Origin of the sequence: Leucobacter sp. wl10 (assembly GCF_003569785.1) — a bacterium.
In the GTDB taxonomy this organism is placed as follows: Bacteria; Actinomycetota; Actinomycetes; order Actinomycetales; family Microbacteriaceae; genus Leucobacter.
In genome coordinates this window covers 25680-42803 of sequence record NZ_KZ983997.1, presented here as the reverse complement: position 1 = coordinate 42803, position 17124 = coordinate 25680, and the positions used below count along the sequence as shown (strand labels likewise).

Genomic DNA, 17124 nt, shown 5'->3' with positions numbered 1-17124 from the left:
ATCGTGGCTGTCGGAGGGCTCCTCAAGTCTACGGACGAGTCGACGTGCCGTGCGCGAGCGCCTCGCCGATGGCCGCGGATCGAGCGCGCACGCGCTCCGCCAGACCGGAGGCGCCGCCCGAGAGGATGCTGCGCGACTCATTCGCGAGCAGAGCCCAGCCGAGGCCGCCGAAGATGCTCGCGGCGTCCTCGATCCGCGCGCCCTGGTGGCCGAACCCCGGAGCCAGGACGGGCAGCGCGGGCCTCGCCGACGGCAGCGCGACGTCGATGCCGAAGTCGGCGAGCGTGAGCGTCGCCCCCAGCACCACCCCGACGGAGCTGACGTGGGTGTCGGCCGGCGACTCGAACGCGAGCGCGTCGTCGACCATCGCCCGCGCCACGCTGCGGCCGTCGGCGCGGCGCGCCCGCTGCACCTCCCCCGCCTCCGGGTTCGAGGTGGCGGCGAGCACGAAGAGCCCCTTGCCGTGCGCCCGCACGAGGTCGAACGCCCCCCCGAGGCTGCCGAATCCCTGGTACGCCGTCACGGTCATCGCGTCGGCCTCCAGGGGCGAACCCGGCGCCAGCCAGGCCTCCGCGTACGCCGCGAAGCTCGAGCCGATGTCTCCGCGCTTCACATCGGCGATCACGAGCACCCCGGCCGCACGAGCGTCGGCGAGCACGCGCTCGAGCGCCGCGAACCCGGCCGAGCCGAAGCGCTCGAAGAAGGCGATCTGGGGCTTGACGCACGCCGCGACGCCGGCCGCGGCCGCGATCACCTCGCGGCCCATGCGCTCGGCGCCCGAGGCGTCGTTCGGCAGCCCCCAGTCGTCGAGCAGCGGCGCGTGCGGGTCGATGCCCACGCACAGGTGCCGCTTGGCCGCCAGGGCCGAGCCGAGCCGGTTCGAGAACGACTCGGCTCCCGCCGCGCTCCCGCCCATCGTCACACCCGCTCCCCGGTCGCCCGGCGATCCCGCTCGTACTCCTGCAGCGACTTCACGGCGAAGCCCTGCTGCTGCGCCGAGACCGCGCCCACGGCCGCCGAGAGCTCCGAGACCGTCGTGAAGATCGGCTTGCCGGCCGCGACCGCGGCGGCCCGGATCTCGTATCCGTCCGCGCGGGCGGAGCTCCCCGAGGGCGTGTTGATGATCATGTCGATCTCGCCGCGGTTGATGAGGTCGACGATCGTGTCGCCCTCGGCGTGCGCGCCTTCCGACCGCGCCGAGTGCTTGCGGGCGACCTCGGAGGAGATGCCGTTGCGCGCGAGCACCACCTGAGTGCCCTGGGTCGCGAGGATGCGGTAGCCGAGCTCCTGCAGGCGCAGGGCGGGCAGCACGATCGAGCGCTTGTCGCGGTCGGCCACCGACAGGAACACCGTTCCCGAGGTGGGCAGCTCGCTTCCCGCGGCCGACTGGCTCTTCGCGAACGCGGTCGGGAAGTCGCGATCCATGCCCATGACCTCGCCGGTCGAGCGCATCTCGGGACCGAGCAGCGAGTCGACGACGAGCCCCTCGTGGGTGCGGAAGCGCTTGAACGGCAGCACGGCCTCCTTGACCGCGATGGGCGCGTCGATGGGCGCGCGGGAGCCGTCGCGGGCGGGCAGGAAGCCGGTGTCGACCAGCTGCTGGATCGTCTCCCCCGCCATGATGCGCGAGGCCGCCTTGGCGAGCGGGATCCCGAGCGCCTTCGACACGAACGGCACCGTGCGCGAGGCGCGGGGGTTGGCCTCGAGCACGTAGAGCACGCCCTGGCCGATGGCGAACTGCACGTTGAGCAGGCCGCGCACGCCGAGACCCTCGGCTATGCCGAGCGTGGCCTCGCGCACCCGGGCGATCTGGTCGTGGCCGAGCGTCACGGGCGGCAGCGTGCAGCTCGAATCGCCCGAGTGCACGCCGGCCTCTTCGATGTGCTCCATGACGCCGCCCACGTACAGCTGCTCGCCGTCGTAGAGCGCGTCGACGTCGATCTCGATGGCGTCGTCGAGGAAGCGGTCGACGAGCAGCGGGTGCCCCGGGCCGACGAGGGCGTGCCCCTCGATGCGCTCGAAGTAGCCCCGCATCGACGCGGTGTCGTAGACGATCTCCATGCCGCGGCCGCCGAGCACGAACGAGGGGCGCACGAGCACCGGGTACCCGATCTCCTCGGCGACGCGGACCGCGCCCTCCTCGTCGATCGCGGTGCCGTTGCGGGGCGCGACGAGGCCGGCCTGCTCGAGGATGCCGGCGAAGGCGCCGCGCTCCTCCGCGAGGTCGATGGCCTCGGGCGTGGTGCCGAGGATCGGGATCCCCGCGTCCTTGAGCGGCTGGGCGAGGCCCAGCGCCGTCTGGCCGCCGAGCTGCACCACGACGCCCAGCACCTCGCCCGACGCCTGCTCCGCGTGGATGACCTCGAGCACGTCCTCGAGCGTGAGCGGCTCGAAGTAGAGGCGATCGCTCGTGTCGTAGTCGGTCGAGACCGTCTCGGGGTTGCAGTTGATCATGATGGTCTCGTAGCCGGCCTCGCTCAGCGCGAAGGAGGCGTGCACGCACGAGTAGTCGAACTCGACGCCCTGGCCGATGCGGTTGGGGCCCGATCCGAGGATCACGACCTTCTTGCGCTCCGACGGCGCGACCTCGGTCTCGAGGTCGTACGAGGAGTAGTGGTAGGGCGTGAGCGCCGGGAACTCCCCCGCGCAGGTGTCGACGGTCTTGAACACGGGGCGCAGGCCGAGCCCGTGGCGCAGGCCGCGGATCTCGCTCTCGCCGACCCCGCGGATGGCCGCGATCTGGGCATCCGAGAAGCCGTGGTCCTTCGCCTCGCGCAGCACCTCGCGGGTGAGCTGCGGGGCGGCCCCGACGGCCTCGGCGACCTCGTTGATGAGCTGGATCTGGTCGAGGAACCACGGATCGATCGCGGTCGAGGCGAAGACCTGCTCGACCGTCGCGCCGAGGCGCAGCGCCTGCTGCACGTCGACGATGCGGCCGTCGGTGGGGCGCTCGATCGTCTCGAGGAGCTCTTCGACGGAGCGGGTCTGCTCGCCCCAGTGGAACGAGGTGCCGCGCTTCTCGAGCGAGCGCAGCGACTTCTGCAGGGCCGTCGTGAAGTTGCGGCCGATCGCCATCGCCTCGCCGACCGACTTCATGGTGGTCGTGAGCGTGTCGTCGGCGGCCGGGAACTTCTCGAACGCGAAGCGGGGCGCCTTCACCACGACGTAGTCGATGGTCGGCTCGAAGCTGGCCGGCGTCTTCTGCGTGATGTCGTTCGGGATCTCGTCGAGCCGGTAGCCGATGGCGAGCTTCGCTGCGATCTTCGCGATCGGGAAGCCGGTCGCCTTCGACGCCAGCGCCGAGGACCGGGAGACGCGCGGGTTCATCTCGATGACGATGACGCGGCCCGTCTTCGGGTCGATGGCGTACTGGATGTTGCAGCCGCCGGTGTCGACGCCCACGCGGCGGATGATGTCGATGCCGATGTCGCGCAGCTTCTGGAACTCGCGGTCGGTGAGGGTGAGCGCGGGGGCGACCGTGATGGAGTCGCCCGTGTGCACGCCGACCGCGTCGATGTTCTCGATCGAGCACACCACGACCGTGTTGTCGGCCCGGTCGCGCATCAGCTCGAGCTCGTACTCCTTCCAGCCGAGGATCGACTCCTCGAGCAGCACCTCGCTGGTGGGGCTGTAGTGCAGGCCGTCGCCCGCGATGCGCACGAGGTCCTCCTCGGTGTACGCGAAGCCGGAGCCCAGGCCGCCCATGGTGAAGGAGGGGCGCACGACGAGCGGATAGCCGAGATCCTTCGCGAACTCCTTCGCCTCCTCGAGCGTGCGCGCGATGTGCGAGCGGGCCACATCGGCCCCCGACTCGATCACGAGGTCCTTGAAGACCTGACGATCCTCACCGCGGCGGATCGCGTCGACCTTCGCGCCGATGAGCTCGACGCCGTGCTTCTCGAGGATGCCCTGCTCGTGCAGCGCCATGGCGGCGTTGAGCGCCGTCTGGCCGCCGAGGGTGGGCAGGATCGCGTCCGGGCGCTCCTTGACGATGATCGACTCGATCACCTCGGGGGTGATGGGCTCGACGTAGGTCGCGTCTGCGAAGTCGGGGTCGGTCATGATGGTCGCCGGGTTCGAGTTGACGAGGATGACGCGCACGCCCTCCTCGCGCAGCACCCGGCAGGCCTGGGTGCCCGAGTAGTCGAACTCGCAGGCCTGCCCGATGACGATCGGGCCCGAGCCGATGACGAGGACCGAGTTGATGTCTGAACGCTTGGGCATGGCTTAGCTGGCTCCGTTCTGCGCGGCCCGGTCCCTGACCAGCGTGCGGAATCGATCGAAGAGGTAGAAGGCGTCGTGCGGGCCGGCGGCGGCCTCGGGGTGGTACTGCACGGAGAACGCGGGGATGTCGAGGCACTCGAGCCCCTCGACCACGCGATCGTTGAGGCTGTAGTGGCTCACCCGCACGCGCCCGAAGCCCTCGGGCGCGTCGAGCTCGCCGTCGATCGGGGCGTCGACCGCGAAACCGTGGTTCTGGGCGGTGATCTCCACGCGGCCGGTGCGCTTGTCGAGCACGGGCTGGTTGATGCCGCGGTGGCCGAACGGCAGCTTGTACGTGCCGAAGCCGAGCGCACGGCCGAGCAGCTGGTTGCCGAAGCAGATGCCGAAGTAGGGCAGCCCGTCGCGCAGCAGATCGCGGAGCAGCCCGACGGCCTCGTCGGAGGCCGCGGGATCGCCGGGGCCGTTCGAGTAGAAGAGCGCGTCGGGCGCGATGCCGCGCACCTCGTCGAGCGTGGTCGAGGCGGGCAGCACGATCACGTCGAAGCCGTGCTCCGACAGGTACTGCACCGTGGCCCGCTTGACGCCGAGGTCGAGCACGGCGATCGATCCGACGCGCTCAACCCCCGGGGCGGCCGGAACGTCGTAGCGCTCGGGCGTCGTGACCTCCCGGGAGAGGTTCCTTCCCGCCATGCCGGCCTGCTCGCGCACGAGCGCCAGCTGCTCCTCCTCGGAGAGGCCGAGGTCGCCCCCCGAGAAGATGCCGGCGCGCATCGCGCCCGCCGAGCGGATGTGGCGGGTGATCGCGCGGGTGTCCACGCCCGAGATGCCGACGACGCCGTCGCCGACCAGATCCTCGTCGAGCGAGCGCTCGGCGCGGAAGTTCGAGACGCGGCGCGCGGGATCCCGCACCACGAAGCCGGACACCCAGATCCTGCGCGACTCCATGTCGGTGTCGTTGACGCCGGTGTTGCCGATGTGCGGAGCCGTCATGAGCACGATCTGGCCCGCGTACGACGGATCGGTGAGGGTCTCCTGGTAGCCGGTCATGCCCGTCGAGAACACGACCTCGCCCAGCGTGCGACCGGTCGCGCCGTACGCGCGCCCCGAGTAGCGCCCGCCGTCCTCGAGGACCAGGACGGCGGCGCCCGCGGGCACGGCCGTCGCGGGTGGGACGGTGACTTCGGTTGCGTTGGTCATTTCGCGCCCTCCTGAGACGTCGAAGGTGTGGGTGATATCCGATCGATCGCCTCGGCGAAGGCCACCTGCTCGGCGGAGCTCGCGAAGCGGAAGCTCGATTCGACGACGCGGTCGCCCGTGCTCCACCGCAGCAGCGAGAGGCCGTCGGGCTCCACGGCCTTGCCGACCCGGCTGCTCGCGGTACCGCTGCCGCGCAGCCGCTCCGCGGTGATGCGCACGGGATCCTCTCCGGTCACCGCGATGACGACGCCGTCGCTCAGCACCGTCACCGCCGCGTACCCCTTGAATCGCAGCCCGGGAACGGACAGGCGGTCGAACGGCGCGCCCTCCGGCGTGGTCGAGACGTAGCTCGTGCGCGGGAAATGCGCGAGCCTCTCGCCCGCGAGCGCCGCGGCCGGAACCTCGATGCCGGTGTCGCGCCGCGCGCGCGCCCGCCAGGAGAGGCCCATCGCGATCAGCGCGATCGCGGCGATCACGGCCATGAGCGCCACGTACGTCGTCGTGCTCATCGCGCACCCTCCCGGGCGACGCGTGCGGCCTCGGCGACCGCCCCGGCGTCCACCAGTTCGCCGTCGTCGAGCGTGAGATAGCCGCTGCGCACGGTGCAGACGACGCGGCCGGGCAGCTCCATGCCCAGGTAGGGCGAGTTCGCGCTGAGCCCGCGCAGGCGCGCAGGCCCGAACTCGCTCCAGCCGCTCGGGTCGACGAGCGCGAGGTCGGCGGGCTCTCCGACCTCCAGCGCCTTCGGATGCCCCTCCAGACGGCCGATCTCAGCGGGCTTTTGCGAGAGCAGGGTCTCGAGCTCGGCCCAGCTGGCGTGCCCCTCGCGCACGAGCGTGAGCAGCGCGATCGGCAGAGCCGACTCGAGACCGACCATGCCGAAGGCCGCGACGTCCCACTCGCACTCCTTCGCCTCGATGGGGTGCGGGGCGTGATCGGTGGCGATGATGTCGATGACGCCCTCGGCCACGGCCCTGCGCAGCGCCCGCACGTCCTCCTCCCGGCGCAGCGGCGGGTTGACCTTGTAGCGGGCGTCGTAGCTGCGCACGAGCTCCTCGGTGAGGATCAGGTGGTGCGGCGTGACCTCGGCGGTCACCTGCACACCGCGCGCCTTGGCCCAGCGCACCACCTCCACCGAGCCGGCGGTAGAGAGGTGGCAGATGTGCAGGCGGGCGCCGATGTGCTCCGCGAGCAGCGCGTCGCGGGCGATGATCGACTCCTCGGCCACCGCCGGCCAGCCCTTGAGCCCGAGCTCGCTCGACAGCGCGCCCTCGTTCATCTGCGCGCCCTCGGTGAGGCGCGGATCCTGCGCGTGCTGCGCGATGACGCCGTCGAAGGTCTTCACGTACTCGAGCGCGCGGCGCATCAGCAGCGGATCGTGCACGCACCCGCCGTCGTCGGAGAAGACCCGCACCGCGGCGCGCGACTGCGCCATGGCGCCGATCTCGCTGAGCCGCTCTCCCCCGAGGTCCTCGGTGACGGCGCCGATGGGGCGCACGGTCGCGTAGCCCGCCGCGTCGCCGAGGCTCTGCACCTGCTCGACCACCCCCGCCGTGTCCTGCACGGGCATCGTGTTGGCCATGGCGAAGACGCTCGTGAAGCCCCCCGCCGCCGCCGCCCGGGTGCCGGTCAGCACCGTCTCGGACTGCTCGAAGCCGGGCTCGCGCAGGTGGGTGTGGAGGTCGACGAAGCCGGTCAGCGCGACGAGGCCCCCGGCCTCGACGACCCGCTCCCCGTCGCGGGCCCCGAGGCCGGATCCGCGCTCGACGATGCGCCCGTTCGAGATGCGCAGGTCGACCGCGGGCGCGCTCAGGTGATCCGCGCCGCGCTCCGCGAGGTCGGCCGCGAGGCGCGCCCCGCGGATCAGGATGTCGGGATTCGTCATGCGCTCTCTCCTCGCTCGCCGGACAGCAACAGGTACAGGGCCGCCATGCGCACCGACACGCCGTTCGCGACCTGCTCGAGCACGGTGGCGCGCTCGGAATCGGCGGCGCGCGACGAGATCTCGAGGCCGCGGTTCATGGGCCCCGGGTGCATCACGATCGCCCCGTCGGCCAGCCGGGCCAGCCGGGCGTCGTCGAGCCCCCAGTTGCGGGCGTACTCGCGCTCGTTCGGGAAGAATGCGGCGTGCATGCGCTCGCTCTGGATGCGCAGCATCATCACGACGTCGGGGCGCTCCTCGCGCAGCGCGTCGTCGAGCGAGTGGCGCACCGTCACCGGCCAGTCGCGCGCGCCGTACGGCAGCAGCGTCTCGGGGGCGACGAAGGTGACGTGCGCGCCGAGCGCGCCGAGCAGCCACAGGTTGGAACGGGCGACGCGCGAGTGCGCGATATCGCCCACGATCACGGCCGAGACCCCGTCGAGGTCGCGGCCCCGGCTCGCGTCGCCGAAGAGCCTGCGCCGCATCGTGAAGGCGTCGAGCAGAGCCTGCGTGGGGTGCTCGTGGGTGCCGTCGCCGGCGTTGAGCACGCCCGCGTCGATCCAGCCGCTGCGCGCCAGGCGATCCGGAGCCCCCGAGGCGGGATGGCGGATCACGACGCCGTCGGCTCCGATGGCCTGCAGCGTCTGCGCGGTGTCCTTGAGCGACTCGCCCTTCGACACCGACGACCCCTTGGCGCTGAAGTTGATCACGTCGGCCGAGAGGCGCTTCGCCGCCGCCTCGAAGGAGATGCGGGTGCGCGTGGAGTCCTCGTAGAAGAGGTTGACGACGGTCTTGCCGCGCAGCGCGGGCAGCTTCTTCACCTCGCGCTGCTGCGCGGCGGCCATGTCCTCGGCGGTGTCGAGGATCAGGATCGCGTCGTCCCGGCTCAGCGTGCGCGTGTCGAGCAGGTGCCTCATGAGATCGTCACCTCGTCGACGCCGTCGAGCTCCTCGAGCCGCACCGAGATGCGCTCGTGCTTGGCGCTCGGCAGGTTCTTGCCGATGAAGTCGGCGCGGATCGGCAGCTCTCGGTGCCCGCGGTCGATGAGCGCCGCGAGGCGCACCGCGCGGGGGCGGCCGTGGTCGTTCAGCGCGTCGAGTGCGGCGCGCACGGTGCGCCCGGAGTAGAGCACGTCGTCGACGAGCACGACCGTGGCGCCGTCGATGCCGGCCACCGGCATATCGGTCGGCTGGGGGGCGCGCGTGGGGTTCTTCGCGAGGTCGTCGCGGTACATCGTCACGTCGAGCCGGTAGGCCGGGATCTCGACCCCCTCGATCCGCGAGACGATGTCGGCGATGCGCCTCGCGAGCAGCGACCCCCTGGTGGGGATGCCCACGAGCACCAGCCCGGCGACGCCCTTGTTCGCCTCCATGATTTCGTGCGAGATTCGAGTCAGCGCCCGCGAGATCTCAGCGCTTTCCAGCACTGTTCGCGTACCCATTATTCGAGCCCCCCTTCTCCGCCTCACGGGACGGTCATTAAAGAAAAGCTGCAACCCGCACTAGCTTAGCGCATCGATCGGCCCCGTCCGGGCCGGAACCGCCGTCCTCACCCCCGGCCGCACCGCCGCCTTCACCGTCACGTCGAAGCGCTCCCGGTAGCTGCCGACGGCCAGCCGCCCCTGGGAGTGCAGCGCCGTGAACGAGTTGAAGACGATCACCGTGACCGGGAAGAGCACCCACTGCAGCACCATGCCGAGGTTGCGCACCGGCCCGTAGCGATCCGGGCGCGGCGGGAGCAGCCGCCACCCCAGCACGATCGAGAGGAGGAGGCCCAGCGTGGCGATCTGCTGCACCCCGCCGACGAGGATCGGGAGGCTCGAGACGAACTCCTCGCCCCGCACGAGCCTGCCCGCGAGCGCGATCGGGATCCAGCCGCCGATCGCGATGATGATCGGAACGCTCGCCAGCGTCACCTGGCTGTCCAGCAGCGTGAGCAGGCGCCACAGGCTCGGCCAGAACGGGGCGGGCCGGCGTCGGCCGAACACCCGCACGGCGACGTAGGGCACGTCGGACGCCCCGTACGACCAGCGGCTCAGCTGCCTGAACTGCGCCACCAGCGTCCGGGCGTAGGTGTCGGCCAGCACCGCGTCCTGATAGACCGGCAGAGGGATCGGATCGATGGCGTAGCGGCCGCGGAAGTGGAAGTAGCTGCGCCAGTACTGGTGCCCGTCCTCGACGATGGTGCGCGTGCTCCAGAAGCCCATCTCGATGAGCGCGTCGAGCGGCTGGGTGTGCGAGGCGAAGTTGCGCAGCGTGAGGGGTCGCACCGACGCGATGATGTTCCAGAAGGTGTTGCCCGAGGCGACCACCCGGGTCGGCGCCGGCGCGTCCCAGATGTTGCCGAGGAACAGCGACACGGGCTGGAACGCCGTGCGCTTCCGATCCCGATTCAGCACGTACCGATAGGTGGTGCACGCGAAGTAGTCGGGGTGCGGCCTGTTGTCGCAGTCGAGAGTGGTGACCAGCACGTCGGACGGGTCGATTCCCCGCTCGGCCGCCCAGCGCGCCAGAGCCCGGCCGGCGAAGGTGATGTTGGATCCCTTGCCCGCGATCTCGCCGGGCGCGTCGCTCGGGTGCTTCACCGGCACGAACGCCGCGAAGGCGTCGCCGAACTCGCGCTTCAGCCGCAGGGCCGTGCGCTCGATCTCGATCCCGCCGCGCTCCTCGTAGGCGAAGAACACCGCCATTCTCGATCGCTCGAAGCGCGAGGCGACGAGGGACCTCACCGTGGGTGCGATGACCTCGTACGGCTCGTTGTACGCGGCGATGATGACCGCGTTGCGGATGCCGCGCGGATCCGGGTAGGCCTCCGGATCCGCGGCGATGCGGCGCAGCGCCCTGAGATGCTCGTCGCAGTCGAAGAACCCGCTCGCCGTCACCTCGCCGCGCGCGAGCACGGCGCGCGGGTCGGCGAGCTCGGCGAGCCGCATGCTCCAGTCGACGGCCTCCGCGCTGCGCAGCCTGCGATAGCCCCGCGCGATGTCGACCGCGCTTCGCAGCGCCCTGAGGAACATCACGCCGACGACCGCGAGTACGTACCAGGCCGCGAGACCGGGCGAGATGAGCGGAAGGATCACGAGCAGGGCGAGCATCGCGAAGCTGATGAGGGCGGGGAACACCTCGAAAGCCCGGTAGAGGGTGCTGCGCCGCCCGAGCGGGATCTCGTTCTCCACGCTTGTAAGCTAGCGAGGCCCGGCCCCCGCTGCGCTGAGGATCGGGCCGTGTACACGGGCTCTTCATCAACCCCACACCGAGCCGTCACTTCACCGTCGCCCGGCCGTCATCGGCCCGGCTCGGGCGCGGGCCGTCCGAGCCGGGCGACCGGATCAGGCCCGGGCGTGATCCGCGATGCGGCCCAGCACGCCGTTGACGAAGCGGCTCGAGTCCTCGGTGGAGTACTCCTTCGCGAGCTCCACGGCCTCGTCGATGGCCACCGCGGCGGGCACCTCGTCGTTGAAGAGGATCTCCCAGGCGGCGAGGCGCAGCAGAGCCCGGTCGACGTTGGGCATGCGCTCGAGCGTCCATCCCTGCGCGTAGCTCATGATCAGCTCGTCTATCTCGTCGCGGTGGTCGGTCACCCCGTCGACGATCTCTCGCGCGTAGAGCCAGGAGGCCGCGCGGTCGGGCTCCCCCGCCGCGCGCTCGGCCTCGGCGCGCACGATGCCGAGGATCGGCTCCTCGCGCACGTCGGCCTGGAAGAGCATGTCGAGGGCGCGCTTGCGCGCCTTGGTACGGGCGGACAACGGGGTCAGTCGTTGACGCGGCCGAGGTAGTCGCCCGTGCGGGTGTCGACCTTGACCCTGGTGCCGGTCTCCAGGAACAGCGGCACCTGGATCTCGGCGCCGGTCTCGACGGTCGCGGGCTTGGTGCCGCCGGTGGAGCGGTCGCCCTGCAGGCCCGGCTCGGTGTAGGTGACCTCGAGCACGACCGAGGCGGGGAGCTCGAGGTAGAGGGGCTCCCCCTCGTGCAGCGCGATCTGCACCTGCTGGTTCTCGAGCATGAACCTGGCGGCGTCGCCGACGACGGTGCCCGAGACGGTCAGCTGATCGTAGTCGGAGGTGTCCATGAAGACGAAGTCGGCGCCGTCCTGGTACAGGTACTGATAGTCGCGCCGGTCGACGTTGGCGGTCTCGATCTTGGCGCCCGCGTTGTAGGTCTTGTCGATGATCTTGCCGGAGACGACGTTCTTCTGCTTGGTGCGCACGAAGGCGCCGCCCTTGCCCGGCTTGACGTGCTGGAACTCGACCACGCTCCAGAGCTGACCGTTCTCCTTGATGACGGTGCCGTTCTTGATGTCGTTCGAGGTTGCCATGTGCGTAAGCCTTCTCCGGTTCTGCGAGGTTCGAGCGCGAATCAGCGCCGGTCAATTCTACACCGCCCCTCGGTGCCCCCCTTGCAGGTCTCGCACAAACGACGTGCGCGCACCCGGCGGCGTCCCTATGCTCCCGCCCATGCACATGCTCTTCCGCACCCTCTGGCACCAGTGGTTCGTCGGCCGCCGCGGCCCCCGCATCGGCTTCGGCGACGTCTCCCGCTCCCGCTTCCGGGTCTGGCCCACCGACCTCGACATCCTGCGGCACATGAACAACGGCAAGTACCTCTCGATCATGGACGTCGCCCGCTTCGACCTGATCCGGCGCAACGGCAGCTGGGACGTCTTCGAGCGGGAGGGCTGGTACGCCGTGGTGGTGGGACAGACCATCTCGTACCGCAGATCGCTGAACCCGTGGGTGCGCTTCTGGGTCGAGTCGCGCATCCTCGGCTTCGACGAGCAGGCGGTCTACATCGAGCAGCGCTTCGTGCGGCCCGATGCCCGGCGCCGGTCGGAGGTGTACGCCCGCGCCGTCGTACGCGGCCGGATCCTGCGCCGCAGCGGCGGTACGGTGCCGGTTGCCGAGATCATCGAGAAGAGCGGGGCGGATCCCGATCGGCTTCGCGTCCCCGAGGAGATCCTGGAGTGGGGCCGCGCGACGCGGCTGCCCTCGACGCGCGACGACGCGACGAGCGTCTGGGGCTGACGGCTCGCACCACGGTCGGATCCTTGTAGGCTGCTCACCAAACCGTGGCGCGATTCTTTGGAGGCCCAGGGGGCCGGAACCCCGTGTCCGTGTCGGTGGTCGCTGATGTACTCGTGACATGTCCGCACCGCCCCCGCTCAGCATCCTCGACTCGCACGTCGTCGCGCTCGATACGGCCCTGACGAGGCTCGAGGAGGCCGAGCGGCGGCTCCGCACCGCCGAGGCCGCGAGGCTCGAGGCGCTCGCCGAGGTCTTCGACGTGGCGGCCGCCGCGAACGGGCCGGCGCACAGCAGCGTCCCCTCCGGCCGGAGCGGCGAGATCCTGTACCGCACGGTGCGGGCCGAGGCCGCGGCGGTGCTGCGCCAGAACGAGCAGACCATCGAGCGCCTCTTCAGCCAGGCCCACGCGCTCGCCTTCTCGTATCCGGGCGCCTTCGACGCCCTGCGCGCGGCCGCGATCTCGGAGAGGCACGCCGCCGTGATCGTCGACGCCGGCGCGGTGATCGGAAGCGCGGAGGATCCCGACGCGGTGCTCCGACGCGCCGCCTACGAGTCGGCGGTGCTCGAGCACGCTCTGCTCGAGACCCCGAGCCGGCTGCGGCCCATCGCCCGCCGCATCGCCGAACAGTACGCGCAGCAGCCGCTCGACGAGCGCCACCGCGAGGCGCGGAAGCGGCGACGGGTCTCCCTGCAGGACGGCGACGACGGCATGTCGGACCTGATCGCCCACCTGCCCGCCGTCGCGGCCCACGGCATCTATCGCATGCTCACCGACAGGAGCCGTGAGATCGAGCGGGCGGGCGAGGGCGCTTCGCGCACCCGGGACGAGATCCGAGCGGATCTTCTCGCCGGCGCCCTTCTCGACGACGCTCATTCCGACAGCGCAGCATCCGGCGCCTCTCGTCAGGCGGGGGCCCGCGGCGCCCGAGCTCAGGTGCAGATCGTCATCCCGGTGGAGCGCATAGCCCCGTCCGGTACCGGCGCTCCCGATCGCGCTCCCGCTCCCGCCGACGACGGCCTCGGGTGCCCCACCGCCGCGCCTTCCCCGGCGCTCACCGGATACGGACCGATCGACGGGGACACCGCTCGAGAGGTTGCCGCGCTCGCGGATTTCTGGGACCTGGTGCGCGTCGACTCCGGGACCGGAGCCGTCCGATCCGTGGACCGGTACCGGCCCAGCGGGCAGATGCGGCGCTATCTCGCGGCCCGGGATCAGCACTGCCGCTTTCCCGGCTGCCGGGCGCCCCTCGCGCGCTGCGACATCGACCACACCATCGATGCCGCACTCGGCGGCCCGACCGCGACCGACAATCTGGCCCACCTCTGCCGCGGCCACCACACGCTGAAGCACCACGGGGGCTGGCGCGTTCAGCAGGGTCGCGACGGGACGCTCGAGTGGAGGTCTCCGACCGGTCGCGGCTATCGGGAGCGGTCTCCCAGCCGTGTCGCCTTCGTTCGCGGCGGCGACCCCGCCGGTGCTCGCACCACCGGCAGTCGCGCGAGCCCCGGCGTCGGCGATCCTCGACGCTCCGGCAAGATATATGCGGATCGCATATAATTACCGTAGGCTCGTGCTGGTGACGGAGGCCGTGGACTCGCTCGCAGCCCGAGGCGAGTCCGCCACCGTGCACGCCGTCGCCCGCGAGCTGGGTATCGACCAGAGCGGGGCGTCGCGCATGATCAGGGGCGCGGTCGAAGCCGGCTGCCTCGCGATGGTGACGGGAACCTCCGACGCCCGCCGACGCGAGGCGTCGATCACCGCCGCCGGCGTCGTCGCGCTTGAGTGGGCTCACGCGTGGCAGGAAGAGGTCTTCGCCGAACTCACCGCGGGGTGGAGCGGCGCCCGGCGCGATGAGTTGCGGAGGGCGATGGCCGATCTCATCGAGCGCTCCCGCGCCATCGGCTCGCCGATGCCCGACGAGCGCTCCGGCTGACGCCTACGCGACGGGCGGCCTGGCGCCCAGGTGCGGGCCCTGATTGCCGACCTCGCGGCAGTTGATGCGCACGACGCGCTCGACCGAGTCGTAGACGTGACGCGCGGCGAGCCGCCCGTCGGCGAGCGTGCCTGCGAGCCAGGTGAAGCTGCGCGCATCGACCAGGGGCTCCCCCGCGACGACGCGCGCGAGCTGCAGCATGAGCATCTCGGGCAGCGAGACGTGGGGGCCGTGGTCGAAGCTCATGCCGAGCACCGCCGGGGCCAGCCCGGCCGGTACCAGGCGCAGGGTCCAGCGCACGGAGCGCCGGCCCGCATCGGCCTCCCCGGCAGGAGAGGCCGACAGCACCGGAACCGACGGGTCGGGCACTGCGTCGAGCCGGGCGAACTCCCGCTCGGCCTCGCTCGAGATCGCGAGCGGAGCGGCGCCGGAGTCGCCCGACGGGATCGCGAGCGGTCCGCCCTCCTCGCTCGCGGCGCGCGAGAACAGTCCGCGCCACCCGTCGGCGCCCAGCCCGTAGGGCGCCGCCACGGGGACGAGCGTGGGATCGGCGGCGAGGGCCGCCCCGAGACTCCCGAAGTCGGCGCCGCTCTCGGCGAAGGCCTCCGGCTCCGGCACGTGGAGCCCGATCCAGGACGCGACGGTGCGAGTCGCGGCGAAGGCGCGCTCGAGACGCTCGCGCGAGGGCGCGTCGGCGAGTTCGCCGAATGCGGCGGTGCGGAGCCCCGATCCCACCTCCTCCGCGCGCTCGTCGAGCCAGGCGTCGAAATCGCGCTCCGCCCCGCCGCCGTGCCGCGCGAACGCGGCGTCGACCGCGGCCGCGAGGTCAGGGAACAGCACGCGCGCGAGTCGCGCCCCCCGCTCATCGTCGATGTGCGCCATACGGCGTCTCCCCTCCTGGTGCCCGGCTTCTCACGGTAGCTCACTCTCGACGAGCCGCTGAATCGCCTCGGCGATGTCGCGCGGGTCGTCCACGCGCCGACTGCTCGGCGCGTATCGGCGCACGATCTCGTCGGACCCGATCCCGATTCCGTGCACCCCGACCCCCGCGGCGCGCAGTCTCCGGAGCTCGCGCGCCGCCGCGGCCTCGTCGTTCGAGCCGCCGTCGCTCACGAGGATCACGATGCGCCGCCGTTCCCGGCCATCGCCCGCCGCCTCGCCGAGCACGCCCAGCTGCTCGGCCGCCGCCCGGAGAGCGGCGCCGTCGTTGGTCGATCCCCGCGGGGATCGGATGCCCGCGACCATGCGCAGGCGCACGGCGTCGTCGAGCCCGCGCGAGAGCGGCTTCACGAGCTCGAGCTGCGCGTCGTAGAGCAGCAGGGCCGTGCGGATGTCGAGGTCGAGCTCGATGCCGTGACGCTCCTCGGCGTGAGCGATGTCGCGCTCCGCCCCCGCGAGCGCCTCCAGCATCACGAGCGCCGCGTCGGCCGCCGCCTCGGCGACGCGCCCCTGCATCGATGCCGAGCGGTCGACGAGCAGCGCGTAGTCGGTGCTGCCCGCGCGCCGGGTGCGCCTCGGACGGGTTCCGCGCCGCAGGAAGGCGGCGGGCCGCTGCACGCCGGCCCGCGCGTCGGCGACCGCGACCGCGAGGGCCTGCGGATCCAGCGCGTCGCCCTCCGGTGCCGCGCGCCGTCCCATCGTGCGCACCCGGGCCACACGCTCGGCGATCACGCTCGACCACACCTCGCGCATGCGCTCGATGGCCGGGGCGAGCTCGGCGGCCCGCATGCGGTAGTCGGAGACGGCCGTGTCGCCGCCGACTCCGGCCCCGCGACCGGTGTCGCGCGCGTCCTCGCGTCTCGGCCGCGAGGCCTCGCTCTCGGGATCGAGCCCCACGAGGGCCTCGACCAGCGCGCCGCCCGCGGGCAGCGGGGTCGCCAGGTAGGCGCTCACGAAGCCGGCCTGTTCCGCGGCGAAGAGGTCGCTCCCCTCGGGCGTCCGGCGCACCTCGCCGCTCCGCGCCCGGGCGTCGTCGGCGCCGGGCGGAGCGGCCTCACCGGCCTCGGCCCCGGGGTCCTCAGTCCCCGCCTCGGCGCCGGCGCCGGCGCCGGCGACCGCGAGGTCGTCGGTCGCGGCACCGCCCTCGTGCTCCTGGGCCGCGGCCCCGTCGGGCGCCTCGCCCAGCCCCCTCCCCTGCGCGTCGAGCGCGAGCAGCCGCTCGTACGGCGGCAGCAGCAGCGCGAGCGCCCGCTCGAATCGCTCGAGCGGGCGCCGCCCCGGATCCGGGGCGAGCACGCGCCGCAGCGGGTCCACGCGGCCCGCGCCGAGGGCCTGCACCGCGCGCCGCTCCTCCGCGACCGCCGGGTCGAGCTCCGCCGCTCCCGCCCCGCCCGCGCCGAGCCCCGAGCGCAGCAGCGCGGCGACCCACTGCAGGTGCCTCGGCTGCTCGACGACGGCGCCGGGAAGGCTCCGCTCCAGCGCGGCGACGAGTCGCGCGCGCAGCCCCGGCATCGCCGCGAGCACCTCGGCGGCGGCCTGCAGGCGCAACACCGCCGACACGAGGGGCTCGATCTCGGGCCGCGCCGCGACGACCGACCGGGCCCGACGGGCCCGATCCGGCGCCCTCCGCGCGCCGCGCACGCTCTCCCACAGCTGCAGCACCGCGAGCGCCACGGCCTCCTCGCGTCCGTGCCCGCGAGCGGTGTACCAGCCGAGACCGACGCGCAACTCCGGCCGCGCGTCGGCCCGCAGCGTCAGCTCCCACGACTCGTCGTCAGCGACCGTGACCCCGACCCCGAGCAGCGCCCCGACGGCCTGCAGACCCTCTCGCGCCTCCATGCCCTCACACTACCCGGCCGGAGCCCCCGGCCCGGGTGGTAGCGTGACTG

The 17124-nt window shown here is 72.3% G+C and carries 15 protein-coding genes; 3 read left to right on the top strand and 12 right to left on the bottom strand.

The window, feature by feature from the left end; all coding sequences use genetic code 11:
• Window positions 1-28: 28 nt before the first annotated feature.
• The 10 genes from pyrF to efp form a co-directional block, all read right to left on the bottom strand.
• Complete coding sequence (pyrF, locus tag D1J51_RS11030) at window positions 29-916, bottom strand: orotidine-5'-phosphate decarboxylase (protein WP_119075253.1); 888 nt, start codon at window positions 914-916, stop codon at window positions 29-31.
• A 2-nt stretch (window positions 917-918) separates the two neighbouring features.
• Window positions 919-4224, bottom strand: a complete 3306-nt coding sequence (gene carB, locus D1J51_RS11025) for a carbamoyl-phosphate synthase large subunit (protein WP_119075252.1) — start codon at window positions 4222-4224, stop codon at window positions 919-921.
• A gap of 3 nt (window positions 4225-4227) precedes the next feature.
• On the bottom strand, window positions 4228-5421 hold the full coding sequence (gene carA / locus D1J51_RS11020; RefSeq protein ID WP_119075251.1) for a glutamine-hydrolyzing carbamoyl-phosphate synthase small subunit: 1194 nt from the start codon (window positions 5419-5421) through the stop codon (window positions 4228-4230).
• Window positions 5418-5930: a PH-like domain-containing protein gene (locus D1J51_RS11015; RefSeq protein WP_119075250.1), complete on the bottom strand. Its 513-nt coding sequence runs from the start codon at window positions 5928-5930 to the stop codon at window positions 5418-5420. The genes carA and D1J51_RS11015 overlap by 4 nt, the downstream gene beginning before the upstream one ends.
• Window positions 5927-7306, bottom strand: coding sequence for a dihydroorotase (locus D1J51_RS11010; RefSeq protein ID WP_119075249.1), 1380 nt, complete (start codon window positions 7304-7306; stop codon window positions 5927-5929). The genes D1J51_RS11015 and D1J51_RS11010 overlap by 4 nt, the downstream gene beginning before the upstream one ends.
• Window positions 7303-8259: an aspartate carbamoyltransferase catalytic subunit gene (locus D1J51_RS11005; RefSeq protein ID WP_119075248.1), complete on the bottom strand. Its 957-nt coding sequence runs from the start codon at window positions 8257-8259 to the stop codon at window positions 7303-7305. The genes D1J51_RS11010 and D1J51_RS11005 overlap by 4 nt, the downstream gene beginning before the upstream one ends.
• A complete protein-coding gene (gene pyrR, locus D1J51_RS11000; RefSeq protein WP_119075247.1) occupies window positions 8256-8783 on the bottom strand; it encodes a bifunctional pyr operon transcriptional regulator/uracil phosphoribosyltransferase PyrR in 528 nt (175 codons plus the stop codon). Before pyrR ends, D1J51_RS11005 begins: the two co-directional genes overlap by 4 nt.
• Window positions 8784-8843: 60 nt before the next feature.
• Window positions 8844-10517 carry a glycosyltransferase family 2 protein gene (locus D1J51_RS10995; RefSeq protein ID WP_119075246.1) on the bottom strand — a complete coding sequence of 558 codons (1674 nt, stop codon included), beginning with the start codon at window positions 10515-10517 and terminating at the stop codon, window positions 8844-8846.
• A gap of 153 nt (window positions 10518-10670) precedes the next feature.
• Window positions 10671-11087, bottom strand: a complete 417-nt coding sequence (gene nusB / locus D1J51_RS10990) for a transcription antitermination factor NusB (RefSeq protein WP_119075245.1) — start codon at window positions 11085-11087, stop codon at window positions 10671-10673.
• Between the two features lie 5 nt (window positions 11088-11092).
• Window positions 11093-11656, bottom strand: coding sequence for an elongation factor P (efp, locus tag D1J51_RS10985; RefSeq protein ID WP_119075244.1), 564 nt, complete (start codon window positions 11654-11656; stop codon window positions 11093-11095).
• Between the two features lie 139 nt (window positions 11657-11795).
• Between efp and D1J51_RS10980 the strand changes: the two genes are divergently transcribed.
• The 3 genes from D1J51_RS10980 (at window position 11796) to D1J51_RS10970 (ending at window position 14296) form a co-directional block, all read left to right on the top strand.
• Complete coding sequence (locus tag D1J51_RS10980; RefSeq protein WP_119075340.1) at window positions 11796-12362, top strand: thioesterase family protein; 567 nt, start codon at window positions 11796-11798, stop codon at window positions 12360-12362.
• Window positions 12363-12480: 118 nt separating this feature from the next.
• On the top strand, window positions 12481-13920 hold the full coding sequence (locus D1J51_RS10975; RefSeq protein WP_119075243.1) for an HNH endonuclease signature motif containing protein: 1440 nt from the start codon (window positions 12481-12483) through the stop codon (window positions 13918-13920).
• Between the two features lie 19 nt (window positions 13921-13939).
• Entirely contained in the window at window positions 13940-14296 is a 357-nt protein-coding gene (locus D1J51_RS10970) for a MarR family winged helix-turn-helix transcriptional regulator (protein WP_205547871.1), read from the top strand.
• A gap of 3 nt (window positions 14297-14299) precedes the next feature.
• Here the strand turns inward: D1J51_RS10970 and D1J51_RS10965 are convergent, their stop codons facing one another.
• Together D1J51_RS10965 and D1J51_RS10960 are read right to left on the bottom strand one after the other, a co-directional pair.
• A complete protein-coding gene (locus D1J51_RS10965) occupies window positions 14300-15178 on the bottom strand; it encodes a hypothetical protein (protein WP_119075241.1) in 879 nt (292 codons plus the stop codon).
• 30 nt (window positions 15179-15208) lie between these two features.
• Complete coding sequence (locus tag D1J51_RS10960) at window positions 15209-17074, bottom strand: vWA domain-containing protein (protein ID WP_119075240.1); 1866 nt, start codon at window positions 17072-17074, stop codon at window positions 15209-15211.
• Window positions 17075-17124: the final 50 nt, after the last annotated feature.